6 protein-coding genes, 1 tRNA gene and 3 pseudogenes are annotated in these 22,283 nt (G+C 37.3%); 3 read left to right on the forward strand and 7 right to left on the reverse strand.

Going from position 1 to position 22,283, the window contains the following annotated elements; genetic code table 11:
* Positions 1 to 63: 63 nt before the first annotated feature.
* Positions 64 to 903, reverse strand: a pseudogene (gene rluB / locus C3B55_RS04015) (23S rRNA pseudouridine(2605) synthase RluB); the annotation flags it as partial.
* A gap of 565 nt (positions 904 to 1,468) precedes the next feature.
* Positions 1,469 to 1,630: pseudogene (locus tag C3B55_RS04020) on the reverse strand (segregation/condensation protein A); the annotation flags it as partial.
* A gap of 1,560 nt (positions 1,631 to 3,190) precedes the next feature.
* Here C3B55_RS04020 and C3B55_RS04025 point away from each other — a divergent pair.
* Entirely contained in the window at positions 3,191 to 3,787 is a 597-nt protein-coding gene (locus tag C3B55_RS04025) for a septation protein A (protein ID WP_129211672.1), read from the forward strand.
* Between the two features lies 1 nt (position 3,788).
* Positions 3,789 to 4,052 carry a YciI family protein gene (locus C3B55_RS04030; protein ID WP_129211674.1) on the forward strand — a complete coding sequence of 88 codons (264 nt, stop codon included), beginning with the start codon at positions 3,789 to 3,791 and terminating at the stop codon, positions 4,050 to 4,052.
* A 4,216-nt stretch (positions 4,053 to 8,268) separates the two neighbouring features.
* Here C3B55_RS04030 and C3B55_RS04035 read toward each other — a convergent pair.
* From C3B55_RS04035 to aspS, 5 genes and pseudogenes are all read right to left on the reverse strand, one after another.
* A tRNA-Lys gene (locus C3B55_RS04035) sits at positions 8,269 to 8,341 on the reverse strand.
* Positions 8,342 to 9,060: 719 nt separating this feature from the next.
* A complete protein-coding gene (queE, locus tag C3B55_RS04040; RefSeq protein ID WP_129211933.1) occupies positions 9,061 to 9,708 on the reverse strand; it encodes a 7-carboxy-7-deazaguanine synthase QueE in 648 nt (215 codons plus the stop codon).
* 3,375 nt (positions 9,709 to 13,083) lie between these two features.
* Positions 13,084 to 13,801, reverse strand: a pseudogene (locus C3B55_RS04050) (MotA/TolQ/ExbB proton channel family protein).
* Positions 13,802 to 16,151: 2,350 nt separating this feature from the next.
* Positions 16,152 to 16,898 (reverse strand): YebC/PmpR family DNA-binding transcriptional regulator, encoded by a 747-nt coding sequence (locus C3B55_RS04055; RefSeq protein ID WP_129211676.1) that lies wholly within the window; start codon positions 16,896 to 16,898, stop codon positions 16,152 to 16,154.
* Positions 16,899 to 17,026: 128 nt separating this feature from the next.
* The gene (aspS, locus tag C3B55_RS04060; protein WP_129211678.1) at positions 17,027 to 18,802 is read right to left on the reverse strand and encodes an aspartate--tRNA ligase; all 1,776 of its coding nucleotides are present in this window, start codon (positions 18,800 to 18,802) and stop codon (positions 17,027 to 17,029) included.
* Positions 18,803 to 20,292: 1,490 nt separating this feature from the next.
* Here aspS and C3B55_RS04065 point away from each other — a divergent pair.
* On the forward strand, positions 20,293 to 20,895 hold the full coding sequence (locus C3B55_RS04065; protein ID WP_129211680.1) for a cold shock domain-containing protein: 603 nt from the start codon (positions 20,293 to 20,295) through the stop codon (positions 20,893 to 20,895).
* The last annotated feature ends 1,388 nt before the right edge of the window (positions 20,896 to 22,283 follow it).

A 22,283-nucleotide genomic window follows, 5' to 3' on the forward strand; every position in this document is an offset into this window, starting at 1 on the left:
TTTACTCTACGTCGGACGTAAGGCATACGTAATACACTTGGTGCGACCCAAAGAGCGTGTTTATTTACGTTGCATACAATGAAGCTGATTTTTACTCTTAGTATTTATCTGCAGCATAGCAACTGATGTTAATCCAACTTCAGCACTAAGAATGTCGACTTCGTACTGGCTTATTTCACGCCAACGGCCCATCGGTATGTTAGAGTTTAAAAATACTGGGCCAAAACGAACGCGCTTCAGGCGGCTGACCACTAAACCTTGAGACTCCCATAGGCGACGTACTTCGTGGTTACGGCCATCCATCACCACGCAGTGGTACCACTGGTTACAACCTTTACCGCCTAGCGCTTGCTTAATATCGGTGAATTTAGCTAAACCGTCTTTAAGTGATACACCGACCTTCAAGCGCTTGATCATATCATCATCGACTTCACCACGTATGCGAACGGCGTATTCACGATCCATCTCGTAAAAAGGGTGCATTAGACGGTTGGCCAGCTCGCCGTCAGTGGTGAAAATCAGCAAACCAGTAGTGTTGATGTCGAGACGACCGATGTTAATCCAACGACCTTCTTTCAACTTAGGCATTTTATCAAAAACGGTCGGACGGCCCTGTGGGTCGTTACGAGTACAGATCTCACCATATGGTTTGTTGTATAAAATTACACGGCGCACTACTTTAACCATTTTTTGAAGATTGATGACTTTACCATCAATCTTGATTACATCTTGCCAATCTACTCGGCAGCCAAGAATGGCATGAACGCTATTAACTTTAATGCGTTTCTGGGTAATCCAGACTTCAATATCACGGCGTGAACCAACTCCAATACGCGCTAGCACCTTTTGTAGTTTTTCACCCACTAAACAAATTTCTTGACTGTCATCTTGCTCTTGGTTCAATTAAGCACCTCTAGGTAGATCAATTTAGGCATAGCCTGAAAAGCGTTGAAAACAAGATTTTGAACTAGCACATAACTAAATAATCATAAATTATAAACGTATGGCATGCATTATACATTGCAGAGTACAATCGATTAGGCCAAAGTTATTTACTTTTCTCGTAACTGACGGCAGCCAGCACCAATTAAAACTGCTCGACTTCTAGCAAGAACGCTGTGTTTTTCTACATTTAGCGAGTATCTTGTATGTATACACGTCTTGCACGTTTACTGCGGCTACAATCAATATATATATATTATCAGTAAATTTAAACATACTGATACAGGTATATATTTTGTAGTATGTATGCTTTCTCCATGATAATCAAAAATCAAACACGGTAATTGTTTAATTACGAAAACAATGACCCAGGCAATGTATCTGCAAGCCGCAGTAGCAACACATTCACCAAAAAACTAGTTTTACACTGGCATAGCTTGGCTAGGCCAAGGAATACTTAAGCGGTAGTAAATTAGTTCAGCACTGCTGGTAGTATTTTTTAGATTTTCAATATGTCTAAGCAAAACAATAGCATGCACGACTTGATCTCAGCTAACATAGCAACAATCACTAAGTACTTCATAAGTAGTTCTAGGTGCACTAACTGCATTAGATGGACACAATACATATACTGGTACATGATTTCTGTAATTGACATGTCAAGAACATTAATGTTTTGTTTGCGAATTAAGTTAAAGAAGCACGCCTAATAGGTTCTCCAGGCTTTCAAAAACTTACATAGAGAATATACAAATCCAAATGTATTTTTATAACCGCTTATGGCCCATACCCATATAGGTAGCAACAAAAATAGTTTCTGCTTGCACCTGTCTAGATATCGCCGATTTCCATGACTAATATTCCCGCTTTAGATATAAACAACATCTAGTCCATAGAGCTACGTACATTACTTCTAGCTCGCTATCGGCTAACATTAAACACAGTAAAAGCTTTGTTTCTAGCGTAACCACCATCAACGATGGTATCGATATATTCTTCCAGCAGGAAAGGCGTATTATAAGAGTCATACAGCAAACTTATATTTAATAGGAAGAATCAGTATCAGACCTATTAACAGCTCCCACCAAGTTCCTCTGGGAACGAAATAATGATCTGTGAACCCTAATAACATGCAGGTTAACAATCAGCTTCTTTGTACGCAGCAATAAATGCATTAATTGTACGGCTGCATTAAAAATCAAAGTGTATGCCATAGCATATTGGCTGTAAGCAAACGGACAAAGTCGACTTTTACCTAAACCAGGAGAGTTGCTGTAAATCAACAAAATTATGTATTTTATCTAAGTCGCATAGGTGTTTTAACTTACTCAACCACAACATTATTACCTATCTTATCATTGATAGCATCATATCAATCAACTGGATAAATCTATCCATACTATCAATGCAAATTATCTAAGATTGAACGGTACCAGCCAATCTCTGGTTAGCCGTTTGAGCAATGACACTCACTACCGACACTGATCAGCAAATTAAATTCACGAGCTATATATAGCCGAACTACCTATATTGTGGGTTACATTATAGTACCATATGTACGCTATGGTTTTACCCAGCACTCGGAGTGCTAGCAAGGTAGCAATAGCGACCCCAAAACGTAGGCTAATGCCTGCTTAGCATCACTAAACTTGCCAATTACTAAACCACTTACGAAATGCTTCAGCACGACACTAAACAAAACTTTCACGCACTATCAAGTCAGAAAAGCACTAATGTGCTGATTGGTTACTGCTATTCGCTGAATTCCTACTGAATTCTAAAGACACCACCGAACATATTTAGCATACCTTCAAAACTAAGCTTGCGGCTTATTTATTCGGCCTTTAAGCTATCGGCTATCATACAATGCAACTACTGCAGAGACTGAAAGTTAGGGGATCTTTTGATTGAAGTCATAGCCAAGCATATGAATAGTAGTACAGCCCCACAAATACCGAACAATGCCGCACTATTAATTAATTGCATGCCTATTACAGTATGTGTGACCTCTACAGCTTCTTTAAGATCTTCTAGGGTATCTTAATCTGTGAACGACAGAACTCAACCTTTATATGCATTACAAAACGCCAGTCCAACTACAGCCATTAATGCCAGTGCACTATTAAAGGCAGTGGTATAGCAGTACAAATCTATTTTCGTAAAAGATGTATAATCTCAAGTCAGCTAACGCTGTTGCTATTAAAAATATTTGATATCATACGGCCACATTAAGCCTCTGGCTCTTCTTATGAAAAAACTCATCGACTTTATTCCGTTGTTATTATTTTTTATCGTTACCAAGCTTGATCCTATAGTCATTGAAATCAGTCGTCATAAGCTACTGTTTGGTGGCATCTATAGCGCTACCGCCGTATTAATTATCAGCTCTATCGTAATTTACAGTGCTATCTTCATTATCCAGCGCAAGCTAGAAAAAAGCCAATGGCTAAGCTTATTTGCCTGTCTAGTGTTTGGCGGCTTAACCCTAGCCTTCCATAACGAAACCTTTCTGAAATGGAAGGCTCCAGTGATAAACTGGCTGCTCGCTATGGTCTTTATGGTCAACTACTTTATCGGTGACCACTTATTGATTAAAAAAATCATGGGTCATACGTTAACTCTACCAGAATCGATATGGACGCGTTTGAGCGTAGCCTGGATTATATTTTTTATATTTTGTGGTGCTGCCAATTTATTTGTAGCCTTTACCTTCCAAGCGTATTGGGTAGACTTCAAAATTTTTGGCAGCCTAGGCATGACTGTATTATTCTTAGTTGGTCAGGGTATCTACCTATCGCGCCACTTGCATAGCGCTGTCCTGAATACACCGAAAACAGAAGACTGATATGCTTTGCTCTATTACTGCCACAGACGTCGCGGGCGCGCCAGAAAAACGCAAGCTTGTATATCTGACTTACATTGAACACCTAGATGCACTGGAAGCCAAAGGTAGTTTAGTGATAGCAGGCCTAAATACTGTTGCAGATAGCAATGACCAAAACTTAGCTGGCTTTACCGGTGGCCTAATTATTGTAGAGCTTACCTCAATGGCCGCTGCACAAGCTTTGGGTATCGGTAGACCCATGTATCACCGTAAGCGTCTGTGCTAACATAGTGATTAAGCTAATCAAGCAAATTCTACCATAAACCCTAGTTGCACTAAATTTAATTAGTTTCATGCGCGTTTAATTACTCATATTTATTTAAAAGCTGCTAAAATAATCTGAATATTTATATGGAAGCAGAAATTTCGATACACGTACATTGACTATTTATGTTCGTAGTATTAATAATCGTAACTAACGCTAAACTAAATTTTTTTACATTAATAGAGCTAACATCTGACTCAGCAACTCAAAGTCACCAATAGTGACGACTATATTCATTAGTTAACCAAAACAACAATAGTAATCTGATACTAGAAAAACTATCCAATTAATTACTTTACTGTGTGAGATATTCACTAGCAGCCTAGTGCTATCGCAATCAATAATAGCTAAATTAAGTAAATTATGAGTAAGCTGTTATTGATATATTATAATCAGTGGCTATGCAAACTGCTGATCAGTTAGCTAAGTTAAGAAAGTTTCCATGTATTCGTAATACTATGCAGCAGTGATTACATAGAGCTATTTAAGCAATTACGCAATAACTACGAGGAATTACCAGTAGCAATGCCTTCGACTTTTAGCGAACCGCTATGCTATATCTTTGGCATAAACTAGATTCTGACAATTAACCTAGTCAAATCTTGCAGCTATCACCACTAAACGCTAGCTCGTACGGCTAGATATGTCACAGTCACCAATGCTATTGTTTTGACGTATGGAGCTGGATAACCTGCTGCGCAAGAAGCTCAACGATCACGCCTAAGATAGCCTATCAACTGATCATAGCATTTCTTAATGCCACGGTTACTACTACAAGTATTTAAGCAACACTCCATAGTCTTATCAGGGGCTAATTTGAAAGTTTCGTTAGATAAAAAAATATTTTTTACTTAAAGCATTACTGCTACACGATCATCGCTAACGAAATAACCGTTACTATAACCTTAGCGCTAAAATGCTAAGACGCAATTAGCGGTCTATAAAGACTAAGCCATAAATAGCGTTGGCAAATCAATAAACTAATTTGCAGAAGATGATTTCTAGCATATAATCTACTTTATAGTACATATTGACTTTTCTTAGAGCATTTGAAAACGATTTATATTCTTTTAGCGCTAAAAATACTTATACTGCAAAGGCACGTATAAAATACGTGCGGTACTGCTGACATTTTTATAGTCAGCATGCTTTCAATTAGTAATTTATTGACTATAATCCAGTATCGCTTACAGTTGACTCAATGGCAATGAATGTAGTAAGATCACTAGATAAAATTACTGGCACTTCCTGGCAAAGTCTTACTATATGCTTACTATGCGTATAGTAAAGTAAAGCATTGATCGCCAAAATAGCCGACCCAGTTTGCACCGCATATCACTACTAGCTGGCGCATTGTTATCTATAAATCTAGCGCTGCTAAATATGCAGTTTATTTAGTGTTTATTTTATCTTTTACAGATAGTTAGCCAATAACTATAATTGCTAGTCACAATATTTAACACTCAACGCTTTATTGGATAAGTTAGACGCTTTTTAAACTGTAAAACCTCTGCATTAGTTAACTACCTGATGCGCTTATGTTTGGAATAATTGTACAAGTCTTACTTGATATTAGCACGTTATGTCGTTCTGAAAAAAACTTTTAGACAAATAGCGGATTGTATAAATGTTAATATTTTATATTGCAAATCCTTGGCTTGATTAGGCTTCAACTCCAGATCAGTAGTAAACCAGACCCATCGACATAGCATCTTGTGTTATAAATTAACTTAACATGTAACTTAAGCAAGTTGATACAAAGACTTGTGCTTATAAGCAAGCGTTTAATGTACTGTGCTAATAAAGAGTTCAACACGATTCTGTGGTATGATCTCTTTGTTGTTTGAATAGCGAACGTACATGAATATTGTTAAGGCTGACAAGCCTTGTAATCAGTTCATTCGACATTCAAACAAAGTCACGCGCGCCATAGATCTACTTCTATGGTCAACATATGTGGCGCTGCGTAAAATAACTGCCGATGCATTATCCACCATATGCTACATAGTTTTGCATTAATCTACTCTAAGAGGTGATGATCAAATACGTCTCCAGTAGCACCAAAGAAAAAACACAATAGATAAGAAGATCTTACTATAGCTATAATCTATTAATAGACGCTGATCTTTAGAATATACCAATAACTATTTTTTTAATATCTCACAGCGAAAATATTGTCCAGGTATTTTAATCTAAACAAACAAAACGCTATGCCTTGCTAAAAGCTGACTGCCATTAAATTCATGATAATTATCTGGGTATAAGTTTTTATTATAAATAGCTTAGCACCAGTCTGCACACAGAAGAGTAGTCAACTCTAGCACAAAATTTCCACTAACTCAAAACATGTTTAGCGAGATTTTAGGTTAAAAAATAGCATTTAGACACTATAATGAAGCACATCTAAACCTAATTAATTATGCTGTACAGATATCAAACAGCAGGTCATCTTAAATAAAAAACTAGCCAAGACCGAATGATCTTTTCATGATCAGGTCAGGCTTGATAAGCGTAATCATTTTATTAAACTTATCTAGTATAGTGTTATACGATATTAATATCTTTTAACGTAGCAAGATAAATTTTGAACTGCGCAATGCAAACTAATAGAGACGACCCAACAAATATTGTATAAATTTACTGTTTAATAAAAAACTATAATTTTGAAATTAGCTGAGTACGTACCTAGCTATATTAATTTAGTAAATTATTAATTATGATTCAATATCAATCAAGAACATCTTGGTACACATGCTTATGTGCTAGACTGTGGCACGAAGCAAGGCTACGAATTTTAATATTGGTAGGTATTTTTATTATTTTGTTATACATCACTATATGTATATAGACGCAAGTAAGATAGCTACAATTTTATTGTAAACTATTCGATTATTAATACCTATGGCGCATTTAAAAACAAATACCTGTCAGATTAAATTATTATAGATTACAACAATTAAATAAATGCAGTAACACAATTATAAGAAAAACTAAACAGCAGAATATATACATTATATCTTATATATAAAAACGCAGAAAAAGTTATTACCTGTACAAGTACTTAGTAAAACTGATAAATTTTATATAAATAATTGCAAAAATATGATTTTTGATACGCTAGTTAACTTAGAACATCATATAAAGTATATATAATATGATTATCATGGCACTTTTATATCGCTGAATATGTAAGGCATCATCACCGCCAGATATGCACTGAGAAACAAGTACATTGTTGCCCACATTTTTATCATAATTAGATTAGACTTGAATAAACACCAAAGACAAACCTTAAGCAGGCAAATGAGATTGTTTTTATTTGTATTCCCATAGCATATTCACTCTAGTTTTAAAAAATTTTGCACCTAAAGAATCTACGCAGCAACCTAGATTGCCTATGAATATTTGTTTATTATCTTGAATTTAATGTGCATATACTATTATATGCCTCTAAAATAGCTGCGATTTTTTATTAGGCAGACTTAATATCTCTATATACTTAGACGGTATTGCAATACTACGTGTTTGGCTAACTTTAAATTCTTATAAGACAAAGAAAAATAAATTTTTAGTCACTAACTGCTGGTATATATTAGCTTAATAAGCTGCTTGCTCTAAGCAAACAACTCTAAGTTTACGATAAACTTTTAGATTAAAGTATATCAACTAGATAGTTGTAACTAGCAATAACTACGCATCAGAAAACAAAAAGATTTACTTCTAATATATATGTGATCTCTTCAGCAGTGCTGCACTTACAATGCAAACAGGCTGTCGCTATGTCTAACGACTTAACAATCATTAGCACAATAAAATTTACCTGATTCAGTGCATGGTATTTCTCTATTTAGATAACTAGTACTTTAACTTTTATAACTATACCTAGTTAGGTAAATCACCGTCAGTATATTTTAATATACTTGTATATATTATACTGAATAATTATTACTTTTTAGATTTACACACCTAAAATGAACTGGCATGCTACAGCTATTTTAGTTTACAGAGAAAACAGGAAAGCATGAGTTATATTTAACCTAATAATGTTGACTAACTACATATATCTAGCGAGTATTGAAAATAAATGCTTTTATAATCTTGTTCAATAAAAAATTCATACTTGTTAGCTGGTTCACTGATACAGTGCCTTCTAGACTTTCTAAATTTAAGAAAATAGTGGGTCGTGTGGGATTCGAACCTACGACCAATTGGTTAAAAGCCAACTGCTCTGCCAACTGAGCTAACGACCCTCTTTAGAAGAGGTTGCATAATACTGATTCCTAAAGATTATTCAATACCTAATTTTAATATATTAGACATAACATATTTGATTAATCATGCTGTTCACTTAGCAATCTTCCGCAGACAACCTGCAAACGTAATATTTCCTACAAGCGCGACTGGCATCTTATCCCTAGCAGGATAAAGCTATTAATACGTAATCAATACAATGTATTACCACCGCTAATCATCGTAATGCCAGCTTACTTATATTCTGCAGCTGCAGTCTAATATACGCAGTCATGCCTCTCCTGGCTAATTTAGTGGTAATTAGCTATGCACTTAATGGCTTACATAGCCATAGCGATAGACCTAGTGGTCGTTATAGTTGCGTGCATTTAGTGCTTTTGCCCGGCCGTGAACATGAATGAAAAAATACGATATTGCTGCAGGCACGTAGATTAGCTGGGTTCTCCAATTTCATACTTTAAGCATGTAGATGCTATTTGTCTGTTAAATGAAGAGTCAACCATGCCTGCTAGATTGCAGAATGATAATCCAATTATAGATTAAATCTAGTATACTGTCAACGCACTAAATGACATTCAACTCTGCGCTAGTGGCGTTAACTCATAGTCAAAGTTTATAGTACAAATAGATGCAACCTTAAACATAATTGCCAATACGGCAAAATCAGGCAGACCAATCAGGCAGCAGAAACAGCTATGGTAGTTTTTTAGGCGCTAATTTAACGCCCTGGATCGTTATTCCATAGATATTTATGTAATTGCAGTTGCAGGCGTACAGGTAAGTTATCAGCTACTACCCAGTCAGCTAGGTCGCGGGCGTTAAGATCATCATGACTTAGCGAAAACAGCACTTCACCAGCACGCCGGTTAAGATCATACTGGATAAGCTTGGAAGTTGCCCAGTTATAATCACCGCGCGAACAGATCACAAACTTAACCTGATCGTTGGCTGTAAGCAGATCTATATTGTCGTACAGGTTACGATGCGCCTCTTTGGAATCAGGCGTCTTAAGGTCGACTACTCGACTTACACGCAAATCAACTGCGGATATATCCAGGGCGCCACTAGTTTCTAGTGAGACTTCATAACCTGTATCGCATAGCCGTTTGAGTAACTGGATAGAATTTGGTTGAGCTAATGGCTCACCACCAGTCACACAAGCATAGCGAGGCTTAAAGTAAGCAACTTGCTCAATGATGTTATCGATAGTATAAACGGTGCCGCCACTGAAAGCGTAAGCGCTATCACAGTATTGACAACGCAAAGGACATCCGGTTAGTCGTATAAATACGGTAGGTAAACCAGCCGTTCTCGTCTCACCCTGTAACGAGTAAAAAATTTCAGTAATACGTAATGTGTTTTGCATAGTCGCAACAGGCATAACCGCTAACCGCCAAATAAACTATATCGATAATAAGGCAAGGTATCTCTAGCTAGACTCGCCGCACAAACTGGAGGTACTAAAATACTTGACATATATACTACATAATGTCTTTAAATATATCTATGTCACTCTGGCTGCATTTTAGGCCAGCTAATTTGTACAGCCAGCTAAATATAGCTGTAGTATTTTGTCTGGCTAGCTTCAGCAAAAGCAAAACATGCTACTTGCAAGTAAAAATTTTGCTAAATTTACTTAGCTTCACTAGCACTAAACACTAACAGTGTACTAGTTATTAGCTTGCTTCTGCAAGCAAAGCAGTAAAGGCATGACTATTTTTTTTGCTGACAACCATAACTTTTATCAAATTAAAAATAATATGCACTATACAGTTATGCTGACAGCAGCTTATAGAGCGCCACTAGTAACATCATAAAGAGTTACGGCATGCGTAACAATCACTCCAATACGTTAATCAAGATCTTGGTCATGCTGTAAATCTTTTTTTACTTTAGCTGGCTTGCTGAATTTTGCAAGAATCCTAATAACACCTCATTACCTCGACAATTAATTTTGTATGCTTTAGTAAAGCTAGTTATACAGTCGTTTTTTAAAAGTGGAGTAAACATCGCTATCTTGTTAGCATATAATTCTGTGAGCACTATAAACTAACAGACAAAATAGCGCTTCTTTTATAAGCGGAAAAGTTACTATGTTTTCATAAGAACTATCATTTATACTGCAATATAGTACGAGGTCAATATCTAGTACAATTAACAACACAGCAGCACGTTCGCATAACAAATTATTTGTATAATTCAACTACAACAGTTTTGAGCACAAGACTACTCATTATAGCTAAGTTGGCAACTGGACACTCTTTATCACTGGAAACAAGTTCTAGTTGACCTGAAACAAGAACAACTGCAGCACCAGATAACGCCTAACTACTTTCATACAACGCTCGCCTAGTGCTAGCCTCTATTAGCAAGAGGCACTACATTTATTATCATTATCTTACAGCATAACGTAAGCGCTGCTAGCTTGTAGGTCTTGTGCGTAAACGTTTAACGTGCGTATAATTTCTAGTTTTAAACTAGAGCTATCGTATTCGAAGTAGAAAGTAATGATAGCGCACTGGGTAGTTTTTTCTTTTATAGAGCAATCAACTGCATCAGTATTAGTGTGTCTTATTTTATAGATTTGTAGCTCGCCACTACGATCTTAGACAAAGCAAGCAGATGCACTATCTTTACTACAAACGGTTTAGTGTTAATACCTAAACCGTTTGCTACACAACTTATTTGGCATGCAGCTATGTTCATCATGCAAACATCCGGATTTACTATCCTTGGATAGTAAAAGCACTAGCCACCAACTATACGTGGATCATTTTGACACACCGTTAAGAACTTTGAAGCTGGTAACTTGCTTGCGACGACCAATAATCTGTGTACTGCATTAAGATGCGCAGCTGGTGCTGTTTGAGTGATACATAAGCAATGCGCTTGCTATCCAACGAAAAGCACGACGACTAGATTAATTCACACAATGTTAACAAGATCAAAACGCTAGCACCGCTATAATCTGAACGTTGCAAAGCAAAATGAATATTATATACAGAAAAAACGCTCAGCTGTCACATACAGCAGACCTGTACAGAACACACTCTTAATACCAGTTAATTTTTTAAACAATTGATCTTAAATGTAGTACGCTATATTTAGAAAGTGCTCACGGTGCTTGATACTTTACCGATCAAGACTTGTTGCTGGGTTACAATGTTCAACAATGTGTACTGAATTTCTAGACAACTACTAGCCAATATAATATTGGCAACTATCAAATCTAAGCACTTGTAAATTACCAGTCACAAAAGATAATCTTTTAATCTAAATAGGATGGTTTATTATATTACTTTTCAGAATTGAGGTTTAGTAGTGATAACTCGTTACTGATAATCTTGTCCGTGTTATCTGGCAACATAGCTCTCACTATGCCAACTAAACATTGCTACCACGACCTGAATAACCAGGTCGCTTCACTAATAATGAAGGATATTCTTTTTCATTCACCATCAGCATTCCCGTTATATAGTAAATAACAAAAATATTTGTAGAAGATGAATTAGCGTAAAACTCAATCATCAAGTTTTAAACGTCATCTTGAATAAACTATAAGGAATAAAGTCGCTTAGTTTAATTACTCGCATCTCGATTAACCGGCTAATGTTTTACTACAGCCATCGCTAAACTATTACATAATCTATCATCGCTAAACTTAAACACGCTAACTGACAGTCACCATACTTATTAGATAAGAAGCCGATCTATAACACAACTATCTTAACTTTAAACACCGCAGATGAAGCTTCCAGCTCTTGGCTTCTCACGCCTACATTAGGTTGTCAAAACTGTTAGTGCATTCATAACTATGTTCGGCAGCCAAGACGTTGCTAACGTTGCAGCAGATTTACGAGCTGCTTCCTGAGCCATTTTTAGTGACATAAGTAGTGGATTTTTTCTTTGCCTCTTCTTTGGTAACTTTCTTGGCTGTTGTAGTTTTCTCAGAATTTTCGATTCTTTAATCTTGTGTAGCCTCTTCTGTATTTTATTACACAGTAGCTTTACCATAAGCCTGTCCGACTTTCTTATGTTCCATCTACTTAATTTTATCTAATGCATAGCAGGCTACTAAACTTCACTAATAATCTTTTGAGTTAATCTAAAGATAGCTTATGTTATTAACCTAACCAGGAGGCTAGGTTTAGGCTTATGGCTAAGCTAGCTAACAGTATACTAAACGCCATGATATGCAAGATAGTTACTCAGACGCTAAACCAGAAGTAAATATGCAAGACAGACAGTCTTCACTATTGCTGCATCATGGAATCATCGGCGATCAAGCCAACATTACTCGCACCAGCCTCCTGTAAGCTATTTACAGCTACCACAATAGAGCTATAATGAACTATTATATCGACTCGAATAAACACATGCATATGTTTGCTACTTTCGTCTACTAGTACGGATGATATTAGTTACGACGTCAATCATTGCTAGTAATATTTTGGCTTTATATTACTATTTCTGGGTATTGACTTCACTGCCAAGATTACAATAATAAGTTTATATTATTAGCCTTAATATAAATAGTCAGGATTTAAGCATTGTATATTGCGACCATGGTTAGCTAAAAACTTTAGGCAGGTAGACCTTGATGCTTTGATTAAGTATCTATTACAGTCACTATAAATACAACTATCAGTACCAGCATAACATTTGATATCAGACAATAAGTTCATATAAGCAATTGAATTGTACTTTTTGTAAGCTTTAGCGATTCAGGCTATTGGGTATGTTACTTTTTTATGTTTCGCTGGTTGTGCACTTTACGGTACTGGATCGCCAGGAATTCATAGGCAAAGCTATAGTAGCGGCTAATCAAGATTTAGCTACTAGCATCAAAATGGTTGCAAATAATTACTACTTAGAATAGCGGCGAATAAGCCAATCACGGTAGCAACTAGAGCCTCAGCGAGGCTAGGAACTACGATAGCCAGAGTTGCCTGCTTAGGCTTTAGCCTAAAACTGCTGAAGTAGTGTATAATGCCATATACAGACACAGTATCAAACAGGCTGATTGTATGAACTTACGGAGCCAGTAGTAGTGAGGAATGGCAAGCTTTACTAAGGCTTTGCTTCTTAGTACCAGACAACTAGGCGCATGACACAATCCACGCTTTCTATGATTGCTTTCAAGCGAACACTAGGTTGCTGACGTAAGCGCATGGGATTACTTAAAGTTAGCGCGGAAAATTTACTCGATTCTAAAATTTAGATGCTGGTTACTGTCTATCCATTGATATAACTTAAATAGGTCGACATCAGCCTAAAGCATTCTTCAAAACTATCCAGGGCATATTGACTGACACCCAATAGGTTAAACTGCATCGAATAATCTTAACCAAAGAGATAATCAATGCGGCCACCAGGATAAGGATCACCAGTTGCACTGCAAGATTAGCATTACTGATAAGTCTCCACATAAAGGAATAGTAGATAATGGTAAGTTCCACACTGAAATCTTGTACTCTGATTATTTACCCGCAACTTTAACAAGTGATAAAAACCACGCGTAGCGCTTCATGAATAGCTCTATATCTCAAATTATTTGTATGTATAATATAAATTACTAAAAATGCTCATTCATAAAACAAAAATTGCATTTTTGGTCACCTAGCCTGCTTTTTAAAGCGCCTGCCGATAAAGTTTTTCAATAAATTTAACATTGACTAGCAACTTATGGTCTAGTCACGCTAGAGCGTGATAGCACTCGTCGCTAAATGCAATATAAATAACAAATAATTCTCTCTACTAGCTAGTATGAGGTAAGACTGAACTCTAGGTCGCGGCCTAGTTCAAGCTCACTGCGTGAGCTTGAACTAGTGAATGCAATAAACAATGCTACTGATATTAGTTGTCTTCACAATAAACGCAATAGTGATGCGGAAAAGATTGATAACTATCTTACACGCATACTCTGGTGTGTACCTATAGACGACAAATGCAGCCTGACAACTGTTTTTTATTTTATAGTCATATGTAATGTTTTAACTACTAAATGACGATATCAACCACCAAGACAGTGCACACCAGAAACAAAACAACTGTAATCACATTTGTATCGTTTATTGTTTTTTTATGAATTCGTTTGGTATAGACGTATACAGTTTTACCGTGACGAAATATTTCATTAAAAAATACAGACAGGTGTAATGCGTGACTACATAATAGCTTAGCGTATACATAATATAACTAAACTATATCAAATATGGTATTGACATATTTGATAGCGTGGTACTACTTGACTAATCGCTACTACCAGACTATTGATAATTTACCTAAGCGCCATCAAGCTTTGTGATTATTTTGCAAATAGATGTCGATCCAGGTGATCAAAAAAACATGCTCATTCAAATATAGCCAGCGTAAAACTATATCAGCTAAGGCTTTAGTAATATGCATTTAGTACATACTCAAAAAAGTCATACTGAAGACTCTGCAAGTCGTTCGCAATTTACGGCGTATGACTGACTTTACTAGCGATTTTAAACATTTCTTCAGGATTTAATTGTAACTCAAATAATATTTGCTAAACGGCTGACATTCATTGATGAATCCACAAAACTATAAGGCTCCAGACATTAGACGATAAGAAAAGATGAAATAATAATTTCGTAACGAGTTGGTTAATATGTATATGCTGATTGTAGCCCTTAAGGGTGGTGATACAGTGATAGACTATAGATCAAGCTTAATCGAGTTAATTGTATATCCTTTACTAATTATAATATTGAACTAGAAGTTTTTTGTAGCCTCGCACATTGGCCTATTTACTGGCAGGTAACATCTTATAGGTGTTATAAGTAAACAGCATACCACTACGGCTCAAAGTTGCAAGCAATATCACTCAGTCATCTGTTTCTCTAGTATCAAAGCCAGAGGTATATTTGATTGATGTGTCCATTTCCTGCGCAATGAAATTGACAAAAGGTGAGACCACCATAGGTTAGGCAGACCACAAAATCAATATATAGTTAACAAATTCAATATGCCTGCATGAAACCTAAATAAAAATTTTATCCGCTCGCTAACATATATGATTTAGATAAGCGACATAGCAAATATGTTAGATATGAATAACTGGATGTCAAGGTAGTTCTTGAGCTCTATACCATACCTGTAAACGCTCTACAGTCTGCCTGTCAGCTAGACCAAATAAACTAACCTGACCATAAAACTATAGAGCAGTTGCACTTCTTCAGGTACCACTGAGATGTACATATAGAATGGCTGGCTCGCTAATTTACAATAGTTGCTGCATGGTAGGCATATACACTTCTAGCCTAATACCTAAACTAATATACATCTAGAATTATGTACGACGATTGTTTTTTCTGCTATAGTGCTGCGTACATGTCCAGTTATGGTTCAACTCTTTAAACTTGAGGTTAAGATTAAGATGTATTCAGCTTCGATCACGGTACATTATCAGTTTTAATACTTTTCTCTATGCTAGCAATAGCAACTACTCTTTATAGTAACAACTATAAGACAAGATTTTGCATCGTTAGTTACCGACGGCAATTTAGTGCCTATGAGTTACCAACTCGTAGATCTTTATGACTTCAAATAGATATGCTTTGTAAGCACTAGGCCAAGTTAAAGATGCGCTAATGTGGGCACTACTAGAAGTAGTGCATAGTCTACCACGCTACGATAATACTGGTCATACCTAATCTTCAATATACAACTATAGTTAACTTATATAAAGTTACATACACGCAATCTAAAAAATAATTTCCGATGCAATCGGATCTTAGTATGGTAGCAAGATTTGCTACCATACTGAGATCCGATCATCCTTCAATCTAGTTGTTTCACTGCTGATCTTGATACGTTAGCGTTCGAATAAACATTCTGAACATCATCTAAACCTTCAAGCATATCGAGCATCTTTAACACTTTCTGCGCATTATCCAGGTCTACCTTAGCACTAACAGTAGATAGCATTACAATTTCTGCGGTAGCAACTTTAAAACCGGATACTTCCAAGTAGTTATACACGGAATAGAAGCTAGTAAACGAAACAAATACAACAATAGAATTGTCTTCATTAATAACCACGTCGTTGGCGCTTGCTTTAATCGCGGCTTCCATCAGTGCATCTTCACTTACACCAGGTGCAAAAGTAATCTGTCCCTTGCGCTCAAACAAGTAAGCCACCGAACCATCAGTACCAAGAGTACCGCCATATTTGCTGAATATATGACGCACGGCGGCTGCAGTACGATTGCGATTGTCGGTTATGCACTCGACTATCACCGCCACGCCTTGTGGGCCATAGCCTTCGTAACTCAGTTCCATCATGTTGCTAGTATTAGTTGAACCAATCGCGCTGGCTATAGCGCGATCAATAATATCACGGCGCATATTGACGCGAAATGCCTTATCTAGCGCTATACGCAGACATGGATTATAACACGGATCACTACCACCATGGCGAACAGCGACAGTTAGTTCACGAACCAACTTAGTAAAGATTTTACCTTTCTTGGCATCCTGATGCTCTTTGCGGTGTTTGATGTTTGTCCACTTAGAGTGGCCAGCCATAACATAACTCCGGAGTTCTATAGAATTTTATCAAACACACTCTAAGTCAAATATTTTTTCTTTCACATATAACTCCTTATAATGAGAGGCGTATTTACTGATGTGTTTTTAGACTGCACGCAGTAACCTTATTCGGACTTTGGTATCTCGCGTAGATGGATGTGCAGTTCACGCAGTACCTTGGCATCTACCACGCTAGGAGCTTGCATCATAACGTCTGCAGCACTTTGGGTTTTCGGGAAGGCCATCACTTCACGAATCGATTGACAGCCAGCCATTAGCATCACTAAACGATCCAGGCCGAACGCCAGACCACCGTGAGGTGGCGCACCATATTTCAAAGCGTCAAGTAGAAAACCAAATTTTTTTTGTTGTTCCGTTTCATTAATTCGCAATAGACGGAATACCGCTTTTTGCATCTCTTTACAGTGAATTCGGATCGAACCGCCACCCAACTCAGTACCATTCAGTACCATATCATAAGCGCGCGATAAAGCGCTTGCCAAGTTAGTTTCTAGCTCTTCAGGAGAACACTTCGGTGCGGTAAATGGATGGTGTAAAGCGCTGAAACTACCGTCATCATTTTCTTTGAACATTGGAAAATCAATTACCCACATCGGTGCCCACTTACAGGTTAGCAGGTTCAGGTCATGACCAAGCTTGAGACGCAGTGCGCCAAGGGCCTCGTTAACAATCTTAGCTTTGTCAGCACCAAAGAAAACAATATCGCCGTCAATAGCTCCAACACGATTAAGGATTGTATTCAAATTAGCTTCTGGAATATTTTTAACGATCGGTGACTGTAAGCCATCAATGCCGTTAGCGCGCTTGTTAATTTTGATATACGCCAGGCCCTTAGCACCATAGATGCTAACAAACTTAGTGTAGTCGTTAATTTGCTTGCGAGGCAAGCTCGCGCCACCAGGTAATCGCAAGGCAGCAATGCGGCATTTGGGGTCGTTGGCCGAGCCGCTAAACACCCTGTAGTCGACGTCCTGAAGTTGATCAGCTACATCTACTAGTTCTAACGGGATACGCAAATCTGGCTTGTCAGAGCCATAACGGCGCATAACCTCTTTAAAGGTCATGCGCGGGAATTTGCTAAGCTCTAAGCCAAGCACTTCCTTGAATAAATTACAAATCATTTGTTCGGTGAAGCTCATAATCTCTTGTTCATTAAGAAAACTGGTCTCAATATCGATCTGGGTGAATTCAGGCTGGCGATCGGTACGCAAGTCTTCGTCACGAAAACACTTAGCGATCTGATAATAACGGTCAAAACCAGCTACCATCAGCAGCTGCTTAAATAGCTGTGGCGATTGCGGCAAGGCAAAAAAAGAACCGGCATGAGTACGGCTTGGCACTAGATAGTCACGTGCACCTTCCGGAGTAGCTAAAGTCAGGATTGGTGTTTCAACGTCTAAAAAACCATGCTCGTCAAGGAAACGGCGTATATTGATGGTTATGCGTGAACGAAGATGTAGATTTTTTGCTATTTCTGGACGACGTAGATCTAAGAAACGATAACGTAAGCGAGTTTCTTCGCCAACATCAGAATATTCATTAAGTGAAAATGGCAGAGTTTCTGCCTCATTCAGTATTTTTAGTTCATAACCCAACACTTCAATCGCACCGGATGTTATGTTAACATTCATAGCACCGGTCGGACGCAGGCGAACTTTGCCGGTAATTTTTACAACGTACTCGCTGCGTACGCGGCTAGCAGTAGCAAAGCTTTCGGCGCAACCTTGATCAAACACTACCTGAGCCAAACCATCACGATCACGTATATCAAGGAATATCACCCCACCGTGATCACGGCGACGGTGAACCCACCCACATAAAGTGATTTCCCGGCCATTCATAGTCTTATTGAGTTGGCTGCAATAATGGCTGCGCATCATAATATAGTAGTTCCACTTCTCATAATTTAAAATTTAATGAAGGCTAGCTTCATAACTACGTTCAAGCAGTGGCGGATAAATTCAGAAGCCTGTACGTAGGAGCTTCACTCAATCTATTTGATTGCCGCCCGAAAAACTCTTCTAGTTAACGACAATCTTATAACAACTACAGACGGACCAGGCACAACCCAGGTACGGATAACATCTTTGTTCGCCCAAGCTCTTGACAGGCAAGACATATAAAGCAGCGTTGCTGTGCTAATCTTCTGACTGGCTTAACACTGATAACTACAGGCAGTACATAGCTCATGACATAAGCATGAAAGTGTCTCGATGATTAGATCGTAACTGCGCTACACACATTATATAGAGAAGTTTAAAATACATAGCGAAAGCACACGATTATATCGTGTAAAGAGCTATAATATAGCTTACTTTTTACTATAAGCCCAGCCGTTTTGGCTGTGGGCTTAATCTTGCACCCACTGTACTAATTAATACATGGACTATTCATACTACATACAACTAGCCAGCTAAAACTTTTCACTCTGCCGCAGTATAAAATTTTCTTCCAAAAATCCGTTTAACCTATAGGCGTGTATAAGCACTAAGAAACAATAAGCCATATAAAAACATACTACGCTAGAAAAGCACCACAAATCCCTTTTTAGTGTTAATATTACTTATTCTCAAACAAATTTCGCGGCATCCACAAGAGTTTTCATAAACATGAAAAGATTGAATAAATTTGTCTACAAACGAGCTCATTCAGCTCATTAATTAGCTTGTCGAGTAACTGAAAGTACTGCTGTACAGTATAAGTAACTGCTTGACTAGCTAGCCACACTAGTTGCTTGATCATCTATGCAGCACTCAGGCGCTACAGTTTTTCTTAACTGAGAGCAGACAAACGTCGATCTAATAGGCGTCTAGGCTGACATGCCTAAGGCAAGAATGCACGTAACGATAAAGCCCACGGTTATTTGTGAGTTCGTTATATTGTTTTTCTAGCATAAAGTATAGCGCAAAAACATAAATATTAGAAAATAGCCGCTATAACTAGTCAAAGCTGTGCTTTAAGATCTGCTTTGCAGCATACCTGTATTGACTACTAACCATATGTTATCACTTCAATTGATCAATATTTATTGATCAGATTTAACATCACCATAGCAAAAGCACTGGCTGTTCCTTGCCAGCAAACAGCAAGTAGCGCTTTATATAAAACAGGAAATTCTTAAAAATCTTATAGCTGTCTTAAAGATAAGGGTGTTACATAGAAATACCCTAGTACTTGCAATGCACAGTAATAATTTATTTGAGTAGGCACAGCCTTTACTGTTAAATAGGTGATTATGGTGGTCGTGAATGCCTGCGGTACATCACATAGGCTGATACCAGCGCACATGCTCAGCGTCTCCAGGATTTCAGAAATAAACCGTGCCAGTCAGCCTTTCCTTATAATTCATCTCAACGTGAGTTAATCAAAAATGTTAAAAATTGTCCACCTGCTCACTGGTGTTATAGCTTTGCTGCTTTCCTTGATCCCGAGCATGCAACCTGAAAAGCTACCTTATCTAGAACAACAAGACGCCCTGTATCTAGTTTTATTCGGCCTTATTAACATGACACTAGCACCAATGATCCATTACTGGCACAAAAGCACGCGCCATCAACTACAACACTTAGTTAGCGCACTGCTAGTACTTACTGTTATTGTTCAAGCCATATTTTTACTTGTACCTATACCTGAAGTAGGCGGCCATCGGACTATCTTAGTCAGTCTGATGCTTGCTATAGTAGCCATCGTTTTGCACATAGCCATAAACTTATCAAGTTCGTCATATGTTCCTGTGGTGCAGCATTATAACATAACTAACCGGGATACCGGGACAGTCAAGTGGTTTAATACTTCCAAAGGATTTGGCTTTATTTCCCGCGATTCTGGCGATGATATTTTTGTCCATTTCCGGGCTATCCGTGGCGATGGCCAGCGCATTTTGATCGAAGGCCAACGCGTAGAGTTCTCTATAATAAACCGTGATAAAGGCCTACAAGCCGAAGACGTGATTACGGTCTTACCACCTCGGTAATTTGTACTCACAGTACAAAAAAACAACAGCATCTAAGCTGGATCGTGGATTTATGTCTAGTTGATTATTAATGTATGGCGCTAGCGCTTTTTTAATAGCTCAAACTAGCCGTCTATTTCTTCTTAGCGTTTGAAAAGCACTATAATTTATAATTACTAGCATAAACCGCACACTACTAAGTGAATAAAAGTTATTGATGGTCTCAATGATGTAATCTTTATGGTAGCATGGCCTTTATTGAGCAATCGCGACATGGCTATGGTTTCTTACCATAATGTTTATTGAGCTGCGACATTCAGTTAAAACACTAAACTAGTACTGTTTATACGCAGTATCAAAGTAAACCATTAGTTATGCTAGTTATTGGATAGAACATCAAGAAGCAGAACTGGCAGCTTACAACAGTCCATGCAATTTTATTGCAGATATTGATCTAGGATCATGCGCAAGTACTCAATTTGATAAGCAAATATCACATCAGTTACCTAGTATAACTTCAAGTGTGCAAAGCATTGTTGGCTAACAACAAAATTTTTTAATACAATTGAATAAAAATATACTATCTTTTATCAAGATAAGCGATTATTTGAGCTATGCTAAAGCATGCTTCCTAGGTGGTGAATGCTAAAATAATTCATCTATGTTTTAAGATTATATACGAATTATTTATGAACTAAGAGTAAACTGGTAACATGTTTATAAAACATGATATTTAATCACTACTTTATGCGCATTTATTACATTTATGCCTACATTACTAGTAATAATACATTATTTTAGAATTAAATTGCGTGCGACAAAACACAATAACGATCCAGTGTTGATCGTAGATAAATTTAATCTTCAAAATAGATAAAGCATTACGCTGAAGTTTTCAGCTCCATTATTTTCTAGCTGTATCTGTGTAACTAGGAAGCTGAGATTTGAGATGGTTTCGTACAAAAGCTGAATAAGAACAGCATAATGGATATAATAACAAGAAGCTAAATGATATAGCTTTATACTAACATAAAGCTATCTAAATAAAAATACAAGTAAAAAAGTACTCTCACCCCCATTAAAAAATCTTAGAGACGCCAATCACTATATGTGCAATTAAAGTTAAGCATGACTAGCGTACCTGTTGCGGTACGCAAATTGCATCTTATCATGATCACGTCTATCCAAAATTATTTTTCTAAAGACAGCAGCTGTATTAAGTACCTTTTCTCTAATAGCGCACGAAGAATTCGTGACTTAGTATATTACTGCACTGCTGTTCGCAGTCCAGCGATGGCCATATACTGCTACAGTTCTGTAGATGGATCTCTATATCTAGCTCTGACTTCAACTCTGCAGATAATAAATCTGTTAAGCTTGTTATAAGCTGTAATTTAAAACTGGAATTT

This window comes from Candidatus Pseudomonas adelgestsugas, assembly GCF_004124255.1.
GTDB classification, from domain to species: domain Bacteria; phylum Pseudomonadota; class Gammaproteobacteria; order Pseudomonadales; family Pseudomonadaceae; genus Aquipseudomonas; species Aquipseudomonas adelgestsugas.